The 23,736-nt window shown below is 60.3% G+C and carries 15 protein-coding genes; 10 read left to right on the top strand and 5 right to left on the bottom strand.

Features of this window, described 5'->3' with window-relative positions; translation table 11 throughout:
* The first annotated feature begins 212 nt into the window (after positions 1-212).
* From lpxC to ACO07N_RS27735, 7 genes are all read left to right on the top strand, one after another.
* Positions 213-1,157 carry a UDP-3-O-acyl-N-acetylglucosamine deacetylase gene (lpxC, locus tag ACO07N_RS27765; protein WP_421984103.1) on the top strand — a complete coding sequence of 315 codons (945 nt, stop codon included), beginning with the start codon at positions 213-215 and terminating at the stop codon, positions 1,155-1,157.
* A 256-nt stretch (positions 1,158-1,413) separates the two neighbouring features.
* Complete coding sequence (locus ACO07N_RS27760) at positions 1,414-2,226, top strand: outer membrane protein assembly factor BamD (protein WP_421984102.1); 813 nt, start codon at positions 1,414-1,416, stop codon at positions 2,224-2,226.
* Between the two features lie 69 nt (positions 2,227-2,295).
* Positions 2,296-3,963, top strand: a complete 1,668-nt coding sequence (gene recN / locus ACO07N_RS27755) for a DNA repair protein RecN (protein ID WP_421984101.1) — start codon at positions 2,296-2,298, stop codon at positions 3,961-3,963.
* A gap of 8 nt (positions 3,964-3,971) precedes the next feature.
* Entirely contained in the window at positions 3,972-6,140 is a 2,169-nt protein-coding gene (gene ligA, locus ACO07N_RS27750) for an NAD-dependent DNA ligase LigA (protein ID WP_421984100.1), read from the top strand.
* A gap of 317 nt (positions 6,141-6,457) precedes the next feature.
* Positions 6,458-8,530: a methyl-accepting chemotaxis protein gene (locus ACO07N_RS27745; protein WP_421984099.1), complete on the top strand. Its 2,073-nt coding sequence runs from the start codon at positions 6,458-6,460 to the stop codon at positions 8,528-8,530.
* A 1,147-nt stretch (positions 8,531-9,677) separates the two neighbouring features.
* Positions 9,678-9,974: a GIY-YIG nuclease family protein gene (locus ACO07N_RS27740; protein WP_421984098.1), complete on the top strand. Its 297-nt coding sequence runs from the start codon at positions 9,678-9,680 to the stop codon at positions 9,972-9,974.
* 706 nt (positions 9,975-10,680) lie between these two features.
* Positions 10,681-13,116, top strand: coding sequence for an ATP-dependent helicase (locus ACO07N_RS27735; RefSeq protein ID WP_421984097.1), 2,436 nt, complete (start codon positions 10,681-10,683; stop codon positions 13,114-13,116).
* Between the two features lie 24 nt (positions 13,117-13,140).
* Here ACO07N_RS27735 and ACO07N_RS27730 read toward each other — a convergent pair whose 3' ends face one another.
* Positions 13,141-13,707, bottom strand: coding sequence for a tetratricopeptide repeat protein (locus tag ACO07N_RS27730; RefSeq protein ID WP_421984096.1), 567 nt, complete (start codon positions 13,705-13,707; stop codon positions 13,141-13,143).
* An 827-nt stretch (positions 13,708-14,534) separates the two neighbouring features.
* Between ACO07N_RS27730 and ACO07N_RS27725 the strand changes: the two genes are divergently transcribed.
* Positions 14,535-15,425 carry a 50S ribosomal protein L11 methyltransferase gene (locus ACO07N_RS27725; protein ID WP_421984095.1) on the top strand — a complete coding sequence of 297 codons (891 nt, stop codon included), beginning with the start codon at positions 14,535-14,537 and terminating at the stop codon, positions 15,423-15,425.
* Positions 15,426-15,518: 93 nt separating this feature from the next.
* On the opposite strand, the gene ACO07N_RS27720 is transcribed toward ACO07N_RS27725, so the two are convergent.
* A complete protein-coding gene (locus ACO07N_RS27720) occupies positions 15,519-15,722 on the bottom strand; it encodes a hypothetical protein (RefSeq protein WP_421984094.1) in 204 nt (67 codons plus the stop codon).
* A gap of 247 nt (positions 15,723-15,969) precedes the next feature.
* Here ACO07N_RS27720 and ACO07N_RS27715 point away from each other — a divergent pair, with 247 nt between their 5' ends.
* Positions 15,970-17,784, top strand: a complete 1,815-nt coding sequence (locus ACO07N_RS27715) for an aminopeptidase P family protein (protein WP_421984501.1) — start codon at positions 15,970-15,972, stop codon at positions 17,782-17,784.
* A 460-nt stretch (positions 17,785-18,244) separates the two neighbouring features.
* Here ACO07N_RS27715 and ACO07N_RS27710 read toward each other — a convergent pair whose 3' ends face one another.
* The 3 genes from ACO07N_RS27710 to ACO07N_RS27700 all read right to left on the bottom strand — a co-directional run bounded on the left by ACO07N_RS27710 (position 18,245) and on the right by ACO07N_RS27700 (position 22,009).
* The gene (locus ACO07N_RS27710) at positions 18,245-19,072 is read right to left on the bottom strand and encodes an IS5 family transposase (RefSeq protein WP_421984093.1); all 828 of its coding nucleotides are present in this window, start codon (positions 19,070-19,072) and stop codon (positions 18,245-18,247) included.
* 682 nt (positions 19,073-19,754) lie between these two features.
* Positions 19,755-21,398, bottom strand: a complete 1,644-nt coding sequence (locus tag ACO07N_RS27705; RefSeq protein WP_421984092.1) for a chloride channel protein — start codon at positions 21,396-21,398, stop codon at positions 19,755-19,757.
* A 113-nt stretch (positions 21,399-21,511) separates the two neighbouring features.
* Positions 21,512-22,009 (bottom strand): thioesterase family protein, encoded by a 498-nt coding sequence (locus ACO07N_RS27700; protein ID WP_421984091.1) that lies wholly within the window; start codon positions 22,007-22,009, stop codon positions 21,512-21,514.
* 159 nt (positions 22,010-22,168) lie between these two features.
* Between ACO07N_RS27700 and ACO07N_RS27695 the strand changes: the two genes are divergently transcribed.
* Positions 22,169-23,563 carry an FAD-binding oxidoreductase gene (locus ACO07N_RS27695; protein WP_421984500.1) on the top strand — a complete coding sequence of 465 codons (1,395 nt, stop codon included), beginning with the start codon at positions 22,169-22,171 and terminating at the stop codon, positions 23,561-23,563.
* Positions 23,564-23,736: the final 173 nt, after the last annotated feature.

Below are 23,736 nucleotides of genomic sequence, written 5' to 3'. Positions count from 1 at the left end.
CATGTTCCGGGCCGCTTCCGTAAGGTAAGAAATTCCCCTTTTAATTCAGTAATTTGCGCGCCTGTGAATCGTTACAAACCGTAATAAAGCTTTATTTCGCTCTGCAAGGGATCGCGACTATCTTCGCGGCCAACTGGTGATCGTTAATAGCCCGTATGTGCATTGGGGCAAATTTTGGGCTTCGCGTTCGCAAACCGGAAGGGTTGGGGTATATGACCACACATGTTGACCGACAGACGACGCTGGCCGAGCAGGTGACACTGACCGGCATCGGCGTTCATTCCGGCAAGCCGGCGTCGATCACACTTGTGCCTGCGGATGCCGGGACCGGCATCGTCTTCTCGCGGACCGATCAGGATGGTGCCACCGAGGTGCGCGCCATGTGGGATCAGGTGACCGCAACGGCCCTGTGCACGGTGCTGGGCGATCCCACACGGGATGGCATATCCACCGTCGAACATCTCATGGCCGCCCTCTTCGGCATGGGCGTGGACAACGTGATCGTCGAAATCGACGGGCCCGAAATGCCGATCATGGACGGCAGCAGCGCCGTCTTTGTCGAAGCAATCGAACAGGTCGGTCTGAAGAAACTCGACCGTGGCCGCCGCTACCTGAAAATCAACAAGAAAGTCCGCGTCGACAACGGCAGCGCGTGGTGCGAACTGCACCCGCATGAGGGAACCAAATTCGATATCACGATCGATTTCGAAACACCCGTGATCGGACGGCAGCAGTATGTATCCGAAATGACGCCGGCCGTGTTCCGCGACGACCTGTCCCGTGCACGGACCTTCGGCAACGTCAAGGACGTGGAACAGCTCTGGAAAATGGGCTTCGCTCTCGGATCCTCGCTGGACAATTCAGTCGCGATCTCCGAGGACAAGGTGCTCAATCCGGAAGGCACGCGCTGGCCGGACGAGTTTGCCCGGCACAAGGCGCTGGACGCGGTCGGGGACCTGGCTCTTGCCGGACTGCCCATTCTCGGCATGTACCGGTCCTACAAGGGCGGTCACAAGATGAACCACTCCATTCTGGTCAAGCTGTTCGAAGACCCGAGTGCTTTCGAAATCGTCGAAGCACCGGCCTTCCGCCAGGTTGGCCAGGTCAGCAAGGGCGGGCTGGCAGCCGCCGCGGCTTTCGGACCGGACGTCTCCTGATCAATCCCGTCATCTGGTTCAACAATTTGGCGAATTCTTCGGAATTCACTGCAATTTGGGCATGTTGCCATAAAAATGCTCAAAAAAACCGTCAGATGGCCTGCAAGGGCGTGACGGGGACCGGTAAAGTCCGGTAAACACTCCTGTCAGTTAAATCAGGCCGGAAATCTTGCCCGGCCACAGGGGCCGGAGACGGCTCGGGAGTTTGGGTGTGAACGGAATTGGACTTGTTTCTGGTTCGAGCAGGACCTTGAGCATGAAAACATTTTTGAGATTGGCCGTTCTCACGACGCCCATCCTGCTGGCTGCCTGCAGCGGCAAGGAAGATCTTGACGAGCTTGCGCTCAACGATACGCCACCTGAAGTGCTGTTCAACGAGGGGCTGGCCCTGCGTGCCCAGGGCAAACTGCGCGATTCCACGACCAAGTTCGAAGAGATCGACAAGCTTTACCCCTATTCCGAATACTCCAAGAAATCTTTGGTCAACCTCGCCTTCCTGAATTACTCGCGCGGCAAGTATCCGGAAACCGTGACGGCAGCCCGGCGCTTCGTGACGCTTTATCCCGGAGACGAGGATTCGGCCTATATGCTCTACCTCGCCGGACAGAGCTATTACCGCCAGATGCCTGACATCACGCGCGACCAGGCCGTGACGCGAAAGGCCGCGGGTGCGTTCACCGAACTTGTCCAGCGTTTCCCGGAGTCTGAATACGCGCCCGACGCGGAAGAAAAGCTCCGCATTGTCGAGGATCAGCTTGCCGGCAAGGAAATGCAGGTCGGCCGCTACTACCTCAAGCGCCGCAACTATGTAGCCGCCATCAACCGCTTCCGTGCGGTGGTCGTCGAGTTTCAGACGACGCGGCATGTGGAAGAAGCACTCTTCCGCCTGACCGAAGCGTACTACGCCCTCGGCGTTGTCAACGAGTCCCAGACGGCTGCCGCGGTTCTCGGCCACAACTATCCGGATACGCAGTGGTACAAGGACGCCTATTCTCTTCTGAACAAGGGCGGATACCAGCCATCTGAAGATTCTGGCAGCTGGATTAGCCGCGCATTCAGGAGTATCTAACGGGTTCTGGAAAGACGACTCGGTCCTCCTATATGGTGGATCGCAACTTAGTCCGGGGAGCTCGCCTTTATGCTGGTCACGCTGTCTATTCGTGACATCGTTCTCATTGACCGTCTCGATCTGGATTTTGCCGCCGGCATGTCGGTTTTGACCGGTGAAACCGGCGCCGGCAAATCGATCCTGCTTGATTCCCTGTCACTTGCACTCGGCGCCCGCGGCGATGCGGATCTCGTGCGTGAAGGGGCGTCACAAGGACAGGTGACCGCGGTCTTTGACGTGAACGGACAGCATCCGGTCCGGACCTTTCTGCGCGAAAACGATGTCGACGACGATGGCGACGTGATCCTCAGGCGCATTCAGACTTCCGACGGACGCACGCGGGCCTTCGTCAACGATCAGCCGGTCAGCGCCGGGCTGCTGCGGCAGGCAGGCGGCCTGCTGGTCGAGATCCACGGCCAGCATGACGACCGGGCGCTTGTCGATCCGGAAAGCCATCGGGCCCTGATCGACGAGTTCGGCGGATTGACCGGCGACGCGGAAAAGGTCGCATCCGCGCATGGCGCGTTCAAGAGTGCGGAAAAGGCGGTGATCGAGCACGAACGGCGGATCGAGACCGCCCGCAGCGAGGCGGACTATCTGAGATCATCCGCAGACGAACTCCGCACCTTGAAACCGCAACCGGGCGAGGAGGAGGACCTGGCTGCCCGGCGCACCGACATGATGCAGGTGGAAAAGATCGCCGGAGATCTCAACGAGGCCTTTGAAACGCTGAACGGCACCGCTTCGCCGATCCCCGAACTCGCAAGCCTGTTGAGACGGCTTGAACGGAAATCGGATCAGGTTCCCCAATTGCTCGCACAGCCGGTCAGAACGCTGGCGGAGGCACTCGACCAGCTTGAGGAAACACGCAGCGGACTGGAAAGCGCGCTGCGCGAGACGGAGTTCGATCCGCGCGAGCTGGAAAGCGTCGAAGAGCGGCTGTTCGCGCTGAGGGCGGCGTCCCGCAAGTACTCCGTTCCCGTCGACGAGCTCGAGGCGCTGTGTCAGCGCATGTCTGCGGACCTTGCCGATCTCGATGCAGGTGAAGACAAACTGTCGGCGCTTGTCGAAGCCGCGGAAAAGGCACGGGCTGCCTACGACCGCGCGGCCGCGTCCCTGTCCGCCAGACGGGCGAAGGCGGCAAAGGCCCTGGAAAAGGCGGTCGAGGTTGAACTGCCCGACCTGAAACTGGAGCGCGCCCGGTTCATTGTCGAAATGTCCGCCGATCCCGCGATGCGCGCGCGCACCGGCATCGATCAGCTCGAGTTTCACGTTCAGACCAACCCCGGAACACGCGCCGGGCCGATGATGAAAGTTGCGTCGGGCGGGGAACTCTCCCGCTTCCTTCTGGCGCTCAAGGTGTCGCTGGCCGACAAGGGCTCCGCGCCGACACTCGTCTTCGATGAAATCGACACCGGCGTCGGTGGCGCCGTCGCGGAGGCAATCGGGGTTCGGCTTGCCCGCCTTGCCGGCAATGTCCAGGTCCTGACCGTCACGCATGCGCCTCAGGTGGCCGCGCGGGCCGGTGGGCATTTTCTCATCGCCAAGGAGGCGACACAGCCGGATCGGGTGGCAACCCGCGTCAAGCAGATTGACGCGGATCACCGCAGCGAGGAAATTGCCCGCATGCTTGCGGGCAGCGTGATTACCGAGGAAGCCCGGGCGGCCGCGCGCAGGCTTCTGACCGCAGCCGAATAGGGGCCCGCATGAGTGAAAACGCGACCGGCACCGGGGACGCGAAAACCATCCGCGTCGAGGATCTGACCGCCGACCAGGCCCGGCAGGAACTGCAACGTCTCGCCGGAGAGATCGCCGAGAATGACAGGCTTTATCACCAGGACGATGCGCCGGTAATTTCCGATGCCGACTATGATGCGCTGCGCCGCCGGAACCTTGCGATCGAGGAACGCTTTCCGGATCTTGTTCTGAGCGAAGGCCCGTCCACGCAAGTCGGCGCTGCGCCGGCGTCCGGCTTCGGCAAGATCTCGCATGTCGTGCCGATGCTGTCGCTGGACAATGCCTTCAACGACGATGATGTCCGGGACTTTGTCGGACGTGTGCGCCGCTTCCTGAAATTCGATCCGCTCATGGGCGCTCTGGCAGTAACGGCCGAACCCAAGATCGACGGCCTGTCCCTGTCCCTGCGTTACGAGGACGGCGAACTGATCTACGCCGCGACGCGCGGCGACGGCACAACGGGCGAGAATGTCACGGCGAATGCCAGAACGATCAAGGACATACCCGAAAAACTTCAGGGGAAGATTCCGGCCGTGGTGGAGATCCGCGGCGAGGTCTATATGGCGCACAGGGATTTTCAGGACCTGAATGCACGCATGGAGGCAAATGGCGGCAAGGTCTTCGCCAATCCGCGCAATGCAGCCGCTGGGTCGCTGCGACAGCTGAAGTCCGAAATCACCGCATCGCGGCCGCTCAGGTTCTTCGCCTATGCCTGGGGCGAGATGAGCGAGATGCCGTCCGACACCCAATCCGGCATGGTGGAATGCTTCACCTCCTGGGGCTTCAAGACCAACCCGCTGATGAAGCGCTGCGAGACCGTGGAGGAACTGCTGGAGGTTTATCACGGGATCGAGGAGAACCGGGCCGGGCTCGACTATGACATTGACGGTGTCGTCTACAAGGTCGACCGGCTGGACCTGCAGGAACGCCTCGGCTTCGTCTCAAGATCGCCGCGTTGGGCGATCGCGCACAAGTTTCCGGCCGAACAGGCCTATACCGTTCTCAACGACATCGAGATCCAGGTGGGACGGACCGGCGCCCTGACACCGGTTGCCAAGCTTGAGCCGATCACGGTCGGCGGGGTGGTTGTCTCCAACGCGACGCTTCACAACGAGGATTACATCAAGGGCATAGGCCAGGACGGCGAACCGATCCGCGACGGCAAGGATATCCGTGTCGGTGATACGGTGAAGATCCAGCGGGCCGGCGACGTCATTCCCCAGATCGTCGACGTCGATCTCGCCAAACGGCCGGCGGACGCCGTCGCCTTCGCGTTTCCGACCGTCTGCCCTGCCTGCGGCAGTCACGCCGTGCGCGAGGAAAACGAAAAGACGGGGCGACGCGACGCGGTGCGCCGCTGCACGGGCGGGCTGATCTGCCCGGCGCAGGCAACGGAGAAGCTGAAGCATTTCGTCTCCCGAAACGCGTTTGACATCGAGGGCTTCGGCGACAAGCAGGTCGATGCCTTCTACAAGGACGGCCTGGTGATGGCGCCTGCCGATATCTTCACGCTCGAGGAACGCGACAGGCGCGCGCTGACCAAACTGCGGAACCGGGAAGGATGGGGAGCTCTTTCGGCGAAGAACCTGTTCGAGGCGATCACGGCACGCCGCGACATCGAGCTTCACCGCTTCATCTTTGCGCTCGGGATCCGTCATGTCGGTGAAGGCAACGCCAAGCTGCTCGCCCGTGCCTATGGCTCCTGGGCCACTTTCTATGACGCCATGACGGCTGCGCATGATCCTGAGAGCGATGCCTGGGCGGACCTCAACGATATCGACGGGATCGGCCACATCGTGGCAGAAGCTCTGATCGAGTTCTTTGCCGAGGAGCACAATCGCGGACAGCTGGATGCGCTACTGGCCGAGGTGAAGCCGCAGGAAGCGGAGAAGATCGACGCGTCCGGGTCACCCGTCGCCGGCAAGACGGTGGTCTTCACTGGGTCGCTGGAACGGATGACGCGCGACGAGGCCAAGGCGATGGCGGAGCGTCTGGGAGCCAAGGTGTCCGGTTCGGTGTCCAAGAAGACCGATCTGGTTGTTGCCGGTCCCGGCGCAGGATCCAAACTGAAAAAGGCCCAGGATCTTCAGGTCGAGGTGATTTCGGAGGATGGCTGGTTCGACTTGGTGGGGGTCTGAACCTGCGCCTCGGGGGGCCTGGCCGCACAAAAATTGACGTAAGGTCCGTTTGGAACGGGTGCAGTCGCGTCCGGCTCCCCAGTGCCGCGCCGGATCGAATCTGTCATTTCTTCGCGGTCGGTTCTTGTGTGCTGGATACCCTTACTCGTAAAAAATGACAATTCTACGAAAATTGGCACTACTACCTGAAATTGATAAAGTTGACATTTTACGAAAATAGTGTCGCAAAAGGTCAAGTTTGTTTCTGACGTTAAGTAACAAGTAATGCCCCCCCGGCAGTTTGGAGGAAAGATCTCTGCTCCTGAGGGGACTCACAAATGAAACGTATCAAGCTGCAGATTGCGGCGCTTGCGGGTGTGCCGATGCTTGCGGTTATCGGTTTTGCGACATTCAGTGTTTATGAAAAAATCGTTGAGCTGGCGCATCATGACTATATGCGCCCGCTGACACGGATCGCGGAAGACAGCGGCAATCTCATCCACGAACTTCAAAAAGAACGCGGCATGAGCGTGAGCCTGATCAAGTCGGACTACGACCCTGATGTGAGGGCCAAGCTTGATGCGCAGCGGCCGAAGTCCGATGCGGCATTGAAGATTTTCGACGAGCATCTTGCCGCAATCGACCTCAACAACGAAGCCATGCTGAAAGATCTCCAGCACACGGCTGAGCAGGTTCACAAGACGGGCGGGTTTCGCAAGGCGATCGATGCCAAGGAGTTTTCCGTTGGTGATGTTATCAAGGGCTACACTGCGGAAATTCACGAACTCGTCCACGTGATTGGGCTGACGACGGAGTCCAGTCCGTCGCAGAAAATCACGGCAGAACTTCTTCCATATCTCACGATCGTCGAGGCAATGGAGTCCGGCGGTCTGGAACGCGCCAATGGTGCCGCGTTGCTGAATGAGTTCAACCGGACAGGTGAAGTCAACCTCGCGACGTTCAAGAAGGTCATCACCCACTACGGCGGTGAAACGGCGTTCATGAAGGAGTTCAAATCCGTCGCATTGCCCGAGCACAAGGCCATGCTCAAGGAGATGGTCAAGGGGCCGGACGTCGACCAGGCACTTGAGTGGCGCGAACTGATCCACAGCCTGCCGGAAACCAAGGATGCTCAAGGTCTTGAAGGTGGTGTCTGGTTTGCGATGGCGACCAAGCGTCTCAATCTCATGAAGGGGCTTTCAGACGAGCTCATTCACCGGGCCGAAGCAGCAGCCGATGCCGATTCCGCGCAGCTCAATTCCGAGATCTTCTGGCTGACCGTTGTCGCGGTTGTCCTGACCGGTTTTGCTCTTGCGCTTGCCGTTTTCCAGGTCTTCGCGATCAGCAAAATGCTCGGCCGCCAGCGCGACGCGATCTCCGCGCTTGCCGAGGGTAACCTCGATGTGGAGGTGTCGGACACGGATCGTCCCGATGAAATCGGCGACATCGCCAGGGCGTCCGAAGTCTTCCGCGACAAGCTGATCCACCAGAAGCAACTGGAAGAGGAGGCCGAGGCCGGCCGTATCCTGCGCGCGCAGCGCCGGGCACAGCTGGAAAACGCCATTCATCACTTTGAATCGTCGGTCTTGACCATCCAGACGCAACTTGCTTCGGAAACCGAGGGCGTCAGCAGCAACGCCCAGGACATGGTGCAGATCGCGCTTCACGCCGACGAAAGCGCGCGTGCGGCCAATTCGGCAACCGAGGAAGCAACGACCAACGTCCAGACGGTCGCCTCGGCCGCCGCCGAGCTGTCTGCTTCCATCAGCGAGATTTCGCGTCAGGCCTCCTCGGCAACCGAGATATCCTCCGTTGCCGCGGAAACGGCTGTTGCCGCCGACAAGGACATTTCGCTCCTGGCGGAAACCGCCGACAAGATCGGCGAAGTCGTCGAGATCATCCGCGCCATTGCCGAACAGACCAACCTTCTTGCCCTGAACGCGACCATCGAGGCGGCGCGGGCCGGTGAGGCGGGCAAGGGTTTCGCGGTTGTCGCCGCAGAGGTGAAGGAACTCTCCACCCAGACGGCCAAGGCGACCGACGAGATCGCCAGCCAGATCTCCGGTGTGCAGAGTTCGACGCAGAAGTCCGTCGCCGCGATCCGCTCGATCGTTGAAAAGATCGAGGAAGTCCGGTCCGTCAGCGAAACAATCGCGGTTTCGGTCGACGAGCAGAATGCCGCGACCAGCGAGATCACCCAGAGCATCACCTTCGCCTCCGACGGCGCCAAGGCGGCTGCGACCAACGTCTCCGGGGTTTCCGGATCGATCGACCAGACCCGGCAGAAGTCGGAAACGCTCAGTGTCTCCGCCGAGCAGCTCGGCCAGGTGGCCTCGAGCCTCTCCGAGGCGGTGAACACGTTCCTCGAAGAGGTCCGCGACGAAGACGACCGCGGCGAAGAGGCCGCGTAAGCCTCCCGCGGTTTCCGTCCGACATTTCAAAATCCCGGCTCGCTTCACGGCAAGCCGGGATTTTTTTCGGGGCTTGCTTTTCTCTCTGGTTTACCCGCGGCGCAATGACCTCATCCCGAGCATACGATTGTCATCCCGGTTTGCCGCGTAGCGGCAAGACCGGGACCCAGTATCCCCGGTGGGGTCAAGATCCGCAGGCGCTTGCGACTACTGGTTCCCTGCCTTCGCAGGGATGACAAGTCTTGAGGCTAATTGCTTGTCGACATCGCAATCCTTCTCGCGATTTCTCCTGCTTTGTCATCCCGGTTTGTCGCGTAGCGGCAAGACCGGGACCCAGTATTCCCAGTGGAGCTTCGATCTGCAGGCGCCTGTGATTACTGGTTCCCTGCCTTCGCAGGGATGACAAGTCTTGAGGCTAATTGCTTGTCGACATCGCAATCCTTCTCGCGATTTCTCCTGCTTTGTCATCCCGGTTTGTCGCGCAGCGGCAAGACCGGGACCCAGTATTCCCAGTGGAGCTTCGATCTGCAGGCGCCTGTGATTACTGGATCCCTGCCTTCGCAGGGATGACAAGTCTGGATGTTGTCCGTGTGTCGTAAATGCATCCCGTCTCGCGCATCGTTCAGAGTTGTCATCCCGGTTTGACGCGCACGCGGCAAGACCGGGACCCAGTACCCCAGGTGGGAGCTTGGATCTGCAGGCGCCTGCGATTACTGGATCCTTGCCTTCGCAGGGATGACAAGTCTTGAGGCTAATTGCTTGTCGACATCGCAATCCTTCTCGCGATTTCTCCTGCTTTGTCATCCCGGTTTGTCGCGTAGCGGCAAGACCGGGACGCAGTATTCCCAGTGGAGCTTCGATCTGCTGGCACGGGTGATTACTGGATCCCTGCCTTCGCAGGGATGATAAGTCTGGATGTTGTCCGTGTGTCGTAAATGCATCCCGTCTCGCGCATCGTTCAGAGTTGTCATCCCGGTTTGACGCGCACGCGGCAAGACCGGGACCCAGTATTCGCGAGTGTGTGTTAGATCCACAGGCGCTTGCGACACCTAGATCCCTGCCGGAGTCTACGCCCGCGAAAGCGGGTGCAGGGATGACAATTTTTGGAAGGTTTGCGATACTCGCTTATCGATTGTATTTTCCGTTTATGCATCTTTATCGGCAGTTCTATGTCTACATCCTTGCAAGCAAGCTGGGTGGCACACTCTATGTCGGCGTCACCAATGATCTAATGGGGCGGGTCAGTCTGCACCGGGAAGGCTTGGGTGCTGCCTTCACGGCAAAACACAAGGTGAGTACTCTCGTCTACTACGAAGTGCACGAAGAGATCGAACAGGCGATAAGGCGCGAAAAGCAGATCAAACGCTGGAAGCGCGCCTGGAAAGTCCGAATGATTGAGGAGTGCAACCCCAACTGGGATGACCTCTTCTCCAGGCTTGTTTAGACGTTTTTGTCATCCCGGTTTGTCGTGTACGCGGCAAGACCAGGAGCCAGTGGTCCGGCGGAGCTTGGATATGCAGGCACGGGTGGTTACTGGATCCCTGCCTTCGCAGGGATGACAAGTCTAGATTTTGTTCGTGTGTCGTAAATGCATCCCGTCTCGCGTTTCGATCAGAGTTGTCATCCCGGTTTGTCGCGCAGCGGCAAGACCAGGAGCCAGTGGTCCGGCGGAGCTTGGATATGCAGGCACGGGTGGTTACTGGATCCCTGCCTTCGCGGGGATGACAAGTCTAGATTTTGTCCGTGTGTCTTAAATGCATCCCGTCTCGCGCATCGTTCAGAGTTGTCATCCCGGTTTGCCGCGCAAGCGGCAAGACCGGGACCCAGTACCCCCGGTGGGTGTTAGCTCCGCAGGCGCCTGCTACACTTGGATCCCTGCCGGAGTTTACGCCCGCGAAGGTGGGCGCAGGGATGACAAGATTTGGCGTTGTCGAGCACAGTGCAAAAACAGCTGTCTTGTGCGTCTTGCTGCAGAGGCCTACGGGAATTGCACTTCGCGGCAAGGCCGGGAGCCAGTCCCCGAACACCTTTCCTTGTCCCCACTTATTGATGTTTTCCTGCCTCGCCAGAAACATTTTGTTGCTATATTGTTCTTCAGGGCCGGAACACGGCAAACTTGACGGTCTCTTGTGGAACTGGACCAGCGCATCATGGCAGACCCGGGCGGGTACGACGATTCCTTTGACGATCCTTTTCAGCCGACCGAGTCGCGCCGGGGCGCAGAGCCCGTGCCGCCGCGTGCGTCCGGGGGAATTGCCGCCAGGGCGATGGCCGCGCGGCAGGCGCCGGACTATTTCACCGGGTTGAACCCGGAGCAAAGGCTTGCCGTCGAGACAACCGAGGGGCCGGTTCTTGTTCTCGCCGGTGCCGGAACCGGCAAGACCAGGGTGCTGACGACACGGATCGCCCATATCCTGGCGACGGGGCGTGCCCGGCAATCGGAAATCCTCGCGGTCACCTTCACCAACAAGGCCGCGCGCGAAATGAAGGAGCGCATCTCCGGCTTCGTCGGCGGCAATGTGGAGGGAATGGCCTGGCTCGGCACGTTCCATTCGATCTGCGTGAAGATCCTGCGCAAGCATGCTGAACTCGTCGGGCTGAAATCGAGCTTTTCCATTCTCGACACCGACGACCAGATCCGGCTGATCAAACAGATCATCCAGGCGGAAGGCCTGGACGACAAGCGCTGGACGGCCAAGACCTTCGCCGGGATGCTGGACGGCTGGAAGAACCGGGCGTTGACGCCGGACCAGATTCCCGAAGGCGAGGCCCGGGCCTTTGCCAATGGCAGGGGACGCCGTCTTTACGAGGAGTACCAGGAGCGGCTGTCGATCCTGAACGCTGCGGATTTCGGCGACCTGCTTCTGCACGTGATCACGTTGTTCAAGACCCAGCCCGACGTTCTGAAGGAATATCAGCGCCGGTTCCGCTACATGCTCGTGGACGAGTATCAGGACACCAACATTGCCCAGTACCTGTGGCTGCGCCTGCTGGCGCAGGGCAATCCGAATGTGTGCTGTGTCGGCGACGATGACCAGTCGATCTATGGCTGGCGCGGCGCGGAGGTCGACAACATCCTGCGGTTCGAGCACGACTTCAAGGGCGCGACGGTGGTACGGCTGGAGCGGAACTACCGCTCGACCAGTCATATTCTGGCCGCTGCTTCGCAGCTGATTTCGCACAATGAGGGGCGGCTCGGCAAAACCCTGTTCACCGATTTTCACGAGCCGGACCACGATCTGGTTTCGGTCGCGTCCGTCTGGGATTCGGAAGAAGAGGCACGGACGATCGGCGACGAGATCGAGGCGCTGCAAGGCAAGGGACACACGCTCAACCAGATGGCGGTGCTTGTCCGGGCCTCGTTCCAGATGCGCGAATTCGAGGACCGCTTCATCACGCTGGGTCTCAACTACCGGGTGATCGGCGGTCCGCGCTTTTACGAACGCATGGAAATCCGCGACGCGCTAGCCTATTTCCGCTGTGTCACGCAGCCGGCCTTCGACCCGTCCTTCGAGCGGATCGTCAACACGCCGAAGCGGGGTCTGGGCGACGCCACTCTGAAGCTCGTCCACGGGCTGGCGCGCGCGGAGGGCATTCCCCTGATGCAGGCCGCACAGCAGCTCATCGATACCGAGGAGCTGAAACCGAAGCCGCGCAATGCGCTCAAGACCGTTCTCGACAATTTCGACCGCTGGCGCCGTCAGCTCGACCAGCTCAAACACACCGAGCTTGCGGAGATCATTCTCGACGAAAGCGGCTACACGGAAATGTGGCGTCTCGACCGGTCTGCCGAAGCGCCCGGCCGGCTCGACAACCTGAAGGAACTGATCCGCTCTATGGAAGAGTTTGAATCCATGGCGGGTTTCCTGGAACACATTTCGCTCGTCATGGACCGGGACAGCGCGGATGCCAACGACGCTGTGTCAATCATGACGTTGCACTCGGCCAAGGGTCTGGAATTCGATACGGTCTTCCTCCCCGGGTGGGAGGAGGGGCTCTTTCCGCATCAAAGGTCTCTGGACGAAAGCGGCAGGGCCGGACTTGAGGAGGAGCGGCGGCTCGCCTATGTCGGCATCACGCGGGCAAAGCAGCGCGCGAAGCTCTATTTTGCCTCCAACCGGAGAATCCACGGACTGTGGCAATCGACCGTGCCGTCGCGTTTTCTCGATGAATTGCCGCCGGACCATGTCGAGATTGCCGAACCCTCTTCGAGCTATGGCGGCTATGCCGGCGGCGGCTACGGACCCTCGCGCTTTGACAGCAACGATCCGTTCGAGCGCGGCAGCTATTCGACCCCCGGCTGGCAGCGCGCGCAGCGGGCACGGCAATCGGATGACGGGTTTTCCGAAGGCGGCAGGGGCTACAAGTCCGCCCGCATGAAGCGTCAGGGACCTCTCACGATCGAGGGGGAGCTTGTCGCCAAGTCCGTCAGCGAGACACCGTCGGAGTATTCTCTCGGCGAACGCGTGTTCCACATCAAGTTCGGCTATGGCGCGATCACCTCGATCGAGGGCAACAAGCTCACGATCGATTTCGAGAAGGCCGGCGTCAAAAAGGTGATCGACAGCTTCGTCGAACGGCACTGAGACCGGACAATTCCGGCCAACCCCTTAGAGATCAACGCCTTTCGGTTTGATCAGCAGTGCACGTTCCTTAAGGTATGGATGCACATTGACGGCGTCTCTGAGTGTTTTCTGGGCGAGTTCGGCGCGGCCCTGGGTGATGTAGATCATCGCTTGGCCTGAAAGCGCGCCAAAATGCCGGGGCTCAAGTTCCAGGACACGCTTGATATCCGCCAGGCTGGCTTCGTAGTCACCCTGGAGGAACAGGATGAAGGCCCGCTGGTTCCAGCCCTCGGGATATTCCGGTGCCTCGGCCACCACCTTGTCGAGCACTTCGCGCGCACCCTGATAGTTGTATTCACCGCGCATGCGCATGGCGCTTTCGACCTGCTCACGCAGTTCAGGGGTGGGCGCCGCGTCGATCCAGGCTTCCCAGATCTCGGTCTCGATCAGCCTTGCTTCCTTCTCGTTCGGCGCGTTTTTCAACGCTTCGAACAGGTCGTCGTTGGACGTGTCCGCGCGGGCACCAACCGAGACCGCAGCAATGCACAGAAGCAGGACTGCAAACAGCTGTCCTGCCCGGAGCGTTGAAATTTCCAGCCATTTCCCGATCATCACATACCTCCGCTTACCGGAATCATGGCGCAGTTCGCGAATTTGGCCAGTCAATTGTTTTTGACGCTAGTCACCTGAATCTGAAGTTCGTCTCATTGTGCAGCGGGCTTCGAACGAACTTCAGGTTCAAGAAGGTGACTAGCAAGTCTATGTTTCTAGTGCGGTTTACGAATTTGAAGTTCGCTTCGCAGACTGCTGCAGCAATGATGCGAACTTCAAATTCACCGCACTAGGGTCAGGACCCATTCATTTGGATGAATTGGTAGGGATCAATTTGTTCGGATACGAGGCGCAAAGCTGCAGGAAACCGTCCGGTTTCCAAAGATATGCAACGACGTTGCCGGGCAAATTCACTCTAGGGTACGGACCCACAAATGAGACTGAAATGGCATGCGAAATGGCAAAATCCCGTTAGGAAGAGTGCGCAGAGCGGGCTTCCTGCCCGGTCAAGCACGCTGACGCCACGGGGTGAAGCCATTTCCATGTCCTTCGGATTTGACCGGATTGCGCCTCCCCGGCGTCGCGAAAGGCTTGAAAATGAACCACATTTCCCGCGCTTCCGCTCCTTGAGGAGAAGCAATCCGCCTCAAACCATTTCGGCCTCATTTATGAGTCCGTACCCTGTCCCTCAGGGACGCAAAAACGGCTTCGATCTGCTTCGTCAAACCGCTCAACCGGGCAGGAAGCCCGCTTGTCGCGCTTTTCCTTGCAGCTCATCGCCGTTTGCCGCGCCAATTCAACCAAATAAATGGGTCCTGGCCCTAGTGTGTTTCCATCCGCAGGGCTATACCGCATGCCTTGATCAAACCATCTTGGCAGACACCGGCATGAAAACCATCCGCGTTCAGATCGTGGCTGAAGAACTTGAAGCGAAACGGATTTCGGAGATCCTCGCGCAGGCTTTCGAAGACGAAGGCAACCCGGTCACGATTTATGAGGCGTCCGAGGACGGCAAGTTCTGGTCAGCCGAAATCCTGTTGTTCGACATGGAAGCCGACGCGGCGAGGCAACTGGTTCTCGACCGGGTCGGCAGCGACGCGTTCGCGGCACCGGTCGAGGCAGAGGAACTGCCGGATATCAATTGGGTGGAAAAGAGCCTGGAGGGCCTCAAGCCCGTGCGCGCGGGACGGTTTCTGGTGCACGGCAGCCATGACCGGGACAAGGTGCCGCCGGGCGCGATCGGTCTTGAAATCGAGGCGGCGCTCGCCTTCGGGACGGGCCACCACGGCACCACTGCCGGATGCCTGGAGGAAATCGACCGGCTGCTGTCGTTGCGTGAATACGATCGCATTCTGGATCTCGGTACCGGGACGGGGGTCCTGGCAATCGCCGCTGCGCTCAAGGCCAGACAGACCGTGCTGGCAACCGATATCGACCCGGTCGCAACCAGAACCGCCCTGGAGAATGCAAGACTGAATGGGGCCGGTCATCTGGTGTCCGCCTTTACGGCAAACGGGGTTGAGGACCGGCGGTTCGGCGAATACGGGCCATTTGACCTCGTGATAGCCAACATATTGGCGCGGCCGCTCATGCGCATGTCGAAATCCATCGGGGCGCAGATGACCCGGACCTCGACGCTGGTTCTGTCCGGTCTGCGGATTGAAGACGGTGCGCGCATCCTGTCCGCGTATCGCTGCCAGGGCTTCGTTCTGGATCGCCGGCGCGAGAAAGACGGCTGGCTGACACTAACCCTTGTCAGGGGACGAAATCAGGCCTGACGACCAGCGTGAGATGGACAAAACAAAAGGGTCTGCCGATTGATCGGCAGACCCTTTTCGTGTGCACAGTGCTTTGTTTAGCGCCTGAGCCCCTTAGAACGGGTTGGTCAGGGACCCTTCACGTTCCAGCTGCTTGCGGTCGTAGCCGTGCGCTGCGAGCGTTGCGTCGTCGAGGGACAGCAGGTAACCGTTGACATAGCGGCGCGCCTGGTTGGACCGGGCTTCGACCATGCGGTCGAAAGCGCGACGGACAAAGCTGCTGCCGGTACGGGTCGAAGTCGTGGTTGCGATAGTCATCGTGATCATTCCCATTTGAAGTTCAAGAGCTTCCCTAGGGAGAAACGTCTTTATTCGTTGTTGCTCCCTATATGCAGTCTGCCGGGTCGTTCGGGTAGGCCTCCAAACGCATGACAGGCTTGCATATTTCGCATATGCGAGAAGAAATGCTGCGTCGCACAAGGGATTTGCGAGCCGATTGAAAGGGCAAGCGTTCTGAGAAATATCCGGGTTGATCCCGGGTGAGGGGCACACTACCGTGCCGGGCATGTTTCAGTCCTTCGACGATCTCAGTGATCCCTCCTGCGGAGCGCCGCATGCAGCGCTTCTCAGGGCCGAACTTGCCCGCCTCGGTCTCGACGGCTTTCTTATCCCGCGCGCGGATGCGCATCAGGGCGAATACGTTCCGCCGAACGATTGCCGCCTGCAGTGGCTGACGGGATTCACCGGTTCGGCCGGTGTTGCGGCGATCCTGGGCGATGCTGCCGCGATCTTTGTCGACGGACGCTACACCATCCAGGTGCGCGACCAGGTCGATCTCGATGTCTTTGCAGCCCGGCATCTCATCAATGAGCCGGTTTCCGAGTGGCTGAAGGAAAACCTGCGGCCTGGACAGAAGCTCGGCATAGACGCGATGCTGCATACTGTGCGCGAGGTGCGCCGGCTGCGGTCCGTCTGCGAGGACGCGGGCGCCGAACTTGTCACGCTGAATGAAAATCCTGTCGATGCGGTCTGGGAAGACCGGCCCGCAGCACCGGTCGGCCAGGTGTCGCTCTATCCGCTGGAACTGGCCGGCAAGGCATCCGGAGACAAGATCTCGGAAATACAGGCCGTTCTCAACGACAAGAAAGCCGATGCCTGTGTTCTGACACAGCCCGATTCCATCGCCTGGCTGTTCAACATCCGTGGGTCCGACGTCGATCATACGCCTCTGCCGCTGTCCTTCGCGACCGTGCCGGCGTCCGGAAAGCCGTCGCTGTATATCGACGGCCGGAAACTGTCCAATTCCGTCCGGGATTCGCTTTCCGAACTCACCGACCTCTCCGAACCTGCGGCCTTCCACAAGGGCCTGAGTGACCTCGGCAAGGCCGGTTCAAAGGTCATGATCGATCCGGCGCTTGCCGGTATCGGGATCGCCGACGCGATCACGGAGGCCGGCGGCAGCCTGATCGAGGCGCAGGACCCGGTCTTGCTGCCGAAAGCGGTCAAAAACGAAACGGAACTTCAAGGCGCGCGAAATGCGCATCTCCGCGACGCCGCGGCCTATGTCGGATTTCTGTGCTGGTTCGATGAGGCGGCACCGAAGGGTGACCTCGACGAGATCCAGGTTGCGGAAAAGCTGGAAGAATTCCGGCGCGGAACCGGTGTCCTGAAGGACATTTCCTTCGACACGATCTCGGCGGCGGCCTCCAACGGCGCGATCTGTCACTACCGTGTCAGCCATTCGAGCAACCTGAAGGTTCCCGTCGGCAAGCCGTTCCTGATCGATTCAGGCGGTCAATACGAGGACGGGACCACCGACATCACCCGAACGCTTGCGGTCGGCGACGTAACTGCAGACATGAAAAGGCACTTCACGCTTGTCCTGAAGGGGCATATCGCAATCTCGACGGCGCGTTTTCCGGAGGGAACGAGCGGTGCGCAACTCGATACGCTCGCCAGGATCGATCTCTGGAAGGCCGGTCTCGATTTTGACCACGGCACCGGGCATGGTGTCGGAGCCTATCTCGGCGTCCACGAGGGTCCGCAGCGCATCGCCAAGACCGGCACCGTGCCCCTCAAACCCGGCATGATCCTCTCAAACGAGCCGGGCTACTACCCGGCAGGCGAATACGGCATCCGCATCGAGAACCTGGAGATCGTCACCGAAGCCCGGGATATTGCCGGCGGTGAGCGGCCGATGCTCGGTTTCGAAACGATCACGCTCGTGCCGATGGACCTCCGTCTTGTTGATGTGTCTCTTCTGACGGGCGCCGAGCGCGACTGGCTGAACCGCTATCATGCCCGCGTACGGGAAGAGATCGGCCCGCTTGTCGGTGCGAAGGAACGCGTCTGGCTGGAAAAGGCGACAGAGGCGATTTGAGCCGTTTGCCGCATCGTTCTTGGTCGCCCGGGGTGACAATGGCGGATTTGCATCATGCGCGGAACTTGCCGCAACCCGGTCACCTCACCCGGCGGGAGAGGTCGGCCTGAAAGGCCGGGTGAGGGAACAGCGCCATCAATGCTCCTCAGACGTTCACCCCCTCACCCTGGCCCTATGCCGGAGGGAGAGGGAAACCGGGCGGCGGTCGATGACCCCGTAACCTGCGCCGTCCCGGACTTGATCCGGGACCTGAACACGGCTGGCGGGAGGCCCCGGCTCGGGGCCGGGGCGACGATGGTGGGTGCAACACGCTCCTGCCGTCATTCCGGACAAGTGCAGCTGATGCTGAACGTCGACCCGGAAACCCGACATAAAAGTGAGCGCAGCGAACCCGGAACACAAACCAACTGAGCACGACCGTATCGATGCTCAACCTCATCCTGAGAGTCTGACTCGAAATTCATTCTTGAGCCTTTGCCAAGCGCCTGATGATGAGTTCGATGCTAGCGATGTACAGCCAAGCGGTCTGTGTTTCTTGTTTGACTTCAAAGTCCTTTGCAAGACGCCGCCGTCGCCCAAACCAGGCAAATGTTCTCTCAATGACCCATCGTCTTGGCAGAAGCGCGAATCCTTTCACCCCGGTTGGCCGTTCGACGATCTCAATCGTCCACGGTCCACAATCCTCGATCTTTTTCAATAGCTTCGGCCCTCGGTAGACCCGATCGGCGAAGATATGAGCAAGGTTGGGATAGGTCTGCCGCAGGCTGCGTAGCAATGGCACCGCTCCGTGGACGTCCTGGACGTTGGCGGGATGAACCAGAACGTCCAAAAGAAGCCCGTCCGTATCAGTGACAATGTGGCGCTTGCGACCTTTGATGCGTTTGAATGGATCAAGTCCCCGAGGACCGCCGACTTGGATTGTTGCGACGCTCTGACTGTCAATGACACCGGCGGTCGGAGTAGCATTGCGCGCTTGTGATTGGCGATGCCGCTCAACCAGCCGCCGGTTCAGCGCTGGCCATAACGCATTGTCACGCCACGCATAAAAGTATCTCTGCACTGTGGAACGTGGTGGGAAGTCGGCAGGCAGAAACCGCCAGGGACAGCCTGTGCGCAGCAGATAGAGAATGGCATTGACGACTTCCCACAGCGACGTGGTGCGCGGACGACCTCGATCTCGTCGGGCTGGCAGATGGGGACAGATGAACCTCCATTCTTCGTCCGTGAGATCACTTGCGTAACGCAAGCTGCGACGGTCATAGTTGGCGCGGGTGGTCTCGGTCCACATGGCGAAGCTCCGTTCTGTTAGCGCAAAAACGGAATCACATGCGACCGGGATCACTCAACTAATTTCGGGCCAGTCTCTGAGGAGCACGCCTGCGTGCGTCTCGAAGGATGGGCGGCTGACACCTGCCGTGCGGCCCATCCTTCGAGACAGCGCTGAAGCGCTTCCTCAGGATGAGGTGTTTCCACAGATGTCACCCCGGACGCAGCGCAGCGGAGATCCGGGGCCTACTCGTTTCCAGAGCGGCTTGAAACGAGCAGAGCGCAACCGGAACAAGTTGCTTGCGCAAGCGGTGGTTTGAGTAGGCCCCGGGTCTCACTTCGTTCGCCCGGGGTGACGAGGTTGGATTTGGATCATGCGCGGAACTGCCCGCAGACGTGATCACTTCTCCCGGTGGGAGAGGTCGGCCTGAAAGGCCGGGTGAGCGATCGGAACCGTCGGCGCATCTCAGACGTTCACCCCTCACCCTGACCCTCTCCCGGGGGGCGAGGGGAACCGGGCGGCGGTCGATGACCTCGCAACCCGCGCCGTCCCGGACTCGATCCGGGACCTGAACACGGCTGGCAGGCGGCCTCGGCTCAAGGCCGGGGCAGCGATGGTGGATTTGCATCCTGCGCGTAACCGGCTGCAGCCGTGATCGCCTCTCTCCAGCGGGAGAGGGAAATCGCGGAAGTGCAAACGCGGATCAGTGATGTTCTTCCTTGGTGGCCTTGATGAGGGCGGCGTTGAAGTAGCGCAGGCCCCGGACGTGCCGGGCGAGACCGATGACTTTGCTCGCGTCTCCCTGACGGACGACGGGAAGGGTCGCCTTGCCGCAGGAATCGAAGCTTTTCAGCGCGCTCTCCAGTGTGTCCGTGTCATGCAGATACGGGCCGTCCTCGCCCGGGTTGAACACCCGCTCATCTTCCGTTTCGGGCGGCGGATCCATGAAGTCGCGCACCTTCACGGTTTCGCTCAGGAACTGGTGTGCACCTTCATTGACGAAACAGCCGCGCATGCCGAGTTGCCAGTGGAAATAGGACTTGCCATGGACAGCCTGCGTCAAACCGGTCGCGATCGAAACGGAGAGCAGAAGGGCGATTGAAAGCGCATACCCGCCGGTCAGCTCGAAGACGATCACCGTGGTCGAAAACGGCGCGCCGAGAACGGCAGCCGCCACAGCGCCCATCCCGAGAATGGCATAGAGCCCATGACTGGACGCCATCTCCGGAAACACCGAGGCCGCGATCAGGCCGAACGCGCCCCCCGTCATCGCCCCGAGATAGAGGGAGGGCGAGAATATGCCGCCGCCAAAGCGCGATGCCAGCGTGATGGCGGTTGCCGCTGTCTTGACCACCAGCAGCGTGAGCATCGTGTTGATCGTCAGTTCCTGCTTCAAGGCGAGATCGGTTGCCTCGTATCCGACGCCGAGAATTTCAGGATAGAAGACGCCGATGGCGCCGACCGCAAGACCGTCGATGACCGGCCTCAACCACAACGGCATGGTGATGTTCCGCGCGGTCCAGTCGCTCCCGATCAGCGCAAACTGAAAGATGATGGCGACCGCTGCACAGGTGAGGCCGAGAAGCGCAAAGGCGGGGATCTCGAGATAGGACGTAATGGTGTATTGCGGGATTTCGAATGCGGCCACATTGCCGAACCAGAGCCGCGAGAGAAGCGTTCCAACGACCGACGCCAGAACGATGGGAACGAAGGCGGACACCGCATAGTGGGCCAGCACTACTTCATGGGCAAACAGGACACCTGCGATCGGGGCGTTGAACGACGCAGAGACGCCGCTGGCAACGGCGCAGGCGAGCAGCATGCGGCGCGCAGAATCCGGCAGGTTGAAGAACTGGCACACCGCGGTGCCAAGGGTCGCACCCAGGTGCACGACCGGGCCTTCGCGACCTGCACTGGCCCCTCCGCCAAGGGAAATGGCGGTCACCAGCGCAGACCAGAGACCGGCCTTGAGCGGCAGGCCGCGGCCGCCATAGGCGCGTGCCTCGATGACGTCGGCGACACCTCCTGCGCGCTGGTACGGGTGATATTTGTGCAGGATCCAGCCGACCACCGCGCCGGCGACGACCGGCGCCAGAAGGATGTAATACCAGGGCTGCTGGAGCGCCGCGTGAATGGTGAACTCCGTGGTCGTCCTCAGCCACGGCCACTGGATGAGCCCGATGGCCGTTCTGAACGCAATTGCCGCGAGAGCCACCAGGGCCCCCACCAGGATCGCCAGCAGCCAGACCAGCGGCAGCTTGTTTGCCCTGAACTGGCGCACGTTGGGAGTGATCCAGCTGATAAGGATTTCCGGTAGTTGACCCGCAGTTTCAATTATTTTGCGCATAAGTAGGGCCGGGAATATGATCGCATTGCCTATCGGGAACCATTTTGCCCGAGTCGGCGTTAATGAACAGGTCTACTTGCGCTTCAAACGGCGAAAATCACCCTAATTTGTACTCATGTCGCCTTTTTCACGATCTCGATGCGCCTGCCGGCCCTTTCCGGTCTTCCGAGCGCGGCCTGGGCGCCGGCAAGCGCGGCCAGATTGGCGCGTATGTCCTCGGGCCAGGGAGCGACCTTGCGGGCCGCCATGTCGACGTGCAGGCTCATCTGTTCCGATGTTGCCGAGAGCCAGTCTTCGTCGGCGTGGCGCAGCTCCTGGAAGAAATGGGCCCGCTTGGAATCGAAATCGAGCAGCTGAAGGGTTCCGACAACCGGCATCCCGGCGCTGAGTTCGCGCAGGTAGCACACGTGAACCTCGGCGGTGAAAAACGACGCGCCGCGTTCCTTCAGATACTCCGGCCCCATCCCCAACCTTTCGAAGACCTGGTCGACGGCGGTATCGAACAGAACGTTGTAGTAAGCCATGTTGAGATGGCCGTTATAGTCGATCCAGTCATCCTTCACCGTCATCACGGCACTCCTGACCAGCCCGTCACCCCAATCTGCGGTCATTCGGCTCTCCTTTGCGAATGCGTGGCAACGCTCTGCGGCAAAAGCCGGATTTGGCTTTGACCTTTTTGTGTTCCGCTAACATATTCACACCTGACGCGGGGGCCAAGGTCCGGCCCGCAGGAAGGATGACGGTCAGCGATGGCGATCGAAGCAAATGTGATGCACTCAGACGACCCGAGCGGAAGCGTTGCGGGCGTGATCGAAAAACTGAAGGCCCGGTTCGCGGACCGCTGTGCCACCTCGCAGGCGCTCCGGGAGCAGCACGGTCACACGACGACCTGGCTGGAGAACCAGCCGCCGGACGCCGTGGTTTTCGCGGAAACGACGGAAGAGGTCGCCGAAACGGTCAAGATCTGCGCGGCGGCCAACGTGCCGGTCATCCCTTTCGGGACGGGCACTTCGCTGGAAGGTCACGTGAATGCGCCTGAGGGTGGAATATCCATTGATCTCAGCAGGATGAGCAGTGTTCTTGAAGTGAATTCGGAAGATCTTGACTGCCGTGTCGAGGCCGGGGTCACGCGCAAGCAGCTCAACAGCTATATCAGGGACACCGGACTTTTCTTCCCGATCGATCCGGGCGCCGACGCCAGTCTGGGCGGCATGGCGGCAACGCGGGCGTCGGGAACCAACGCGGTCCGATACGGCACGATGAAGGATGCGGTGCTCGCGCTCACGGTGGTTACCGCAGACGGCAACATCATCCGCACGGGCGGCCGCGCGCGGAAGTCGTCGGCCGGGTATGACCTGACGCGGCTGTTCGTGGGTAGCGAGGGAACGCTGGGGGTCATTACCGAATTGACTCTGCGCCTGCACGGTCAGCCGGAAGCGATTTCGGGCGGGGTCTGCCCGTTTCCTGATGTGCAATCCGCCTGCCAGGCCGTCATCATGACAATCCAGATGGGATTGCCGGTCGCGCGGATCGAGTTGCTCGACAGCATGCAGGTCCGGGCCTGCAATTCCTATTCGAAGCTCGACCTCGCGGAAACACCGACGCTGTTCCTTGAATTTCACGGCTCGGAGGCCGGCGTCAACGAACAGTCGGAAACCTTTTCCGCCATTGCGGACGAATTCGGCGGCGGCCCCTTCGAGTGGGCGACGGCGGCGGAAGACCGTTCGAAACTCTGGGCAGCCCGGCATGATGCCTACTGGTCAGGTCGCGGGCTCAGGCCGGAGGCGCAGGTTGTCGCGACGGATGTCTGCGTACCGATATCCCGGCTTGCCGAATGTGTCACCCAGACTGCCGCCGACATCGAGGCCGAAGGGCTGCTTGCGCCCATTGTCGGGCATGTGGGCGACGGCAACTTCCACGTACAGGTGCTGGTGGATCCGGACAATCCGGATGAGATGAAGACGTGTGAGGCTTTCATTGAGCGTCTCGCCATCCGTGCGCTCGACATGGAAGGCACCTGCACGGGCGAGCATGGCGTCGGCCAGGGCAAGCAGAAATACATGAAGCGTGAACACGGAGACGCACTTGAACTGATGCAGTCCATCAAGGAGGCGCTCGATCCGCACAATTTGATGAATCCGGGCAAGATCCTGCCGCAGTCATGATATTGTATCGAATCAGTTCAATAAGCTCGTTTTAACCGCGATGGTTTATGTGTAAGGGGGTCATTGCAGCTTTCCGGCCGACTGTTTGCGAAAGAGGAAAGGTGCAAAAGGTGCCCCGCGCTGGGGCCGGTGACTTTGGTGAGCAAGGAGACAAGGCCTGAACTCCGTTTACA

The organism is Roseibium sp., from assembly GCF_965229775.1.
In the GTDB taxonomy this organism is placed as follows: Bacteria; Pseudomonadota; Alphaproteobacteria; order Rhizobiales; family Stappiaceae; genus Roseibium.
This window is presented reverse-complemented; position numbering and strand designations above follow the sequence as displayed.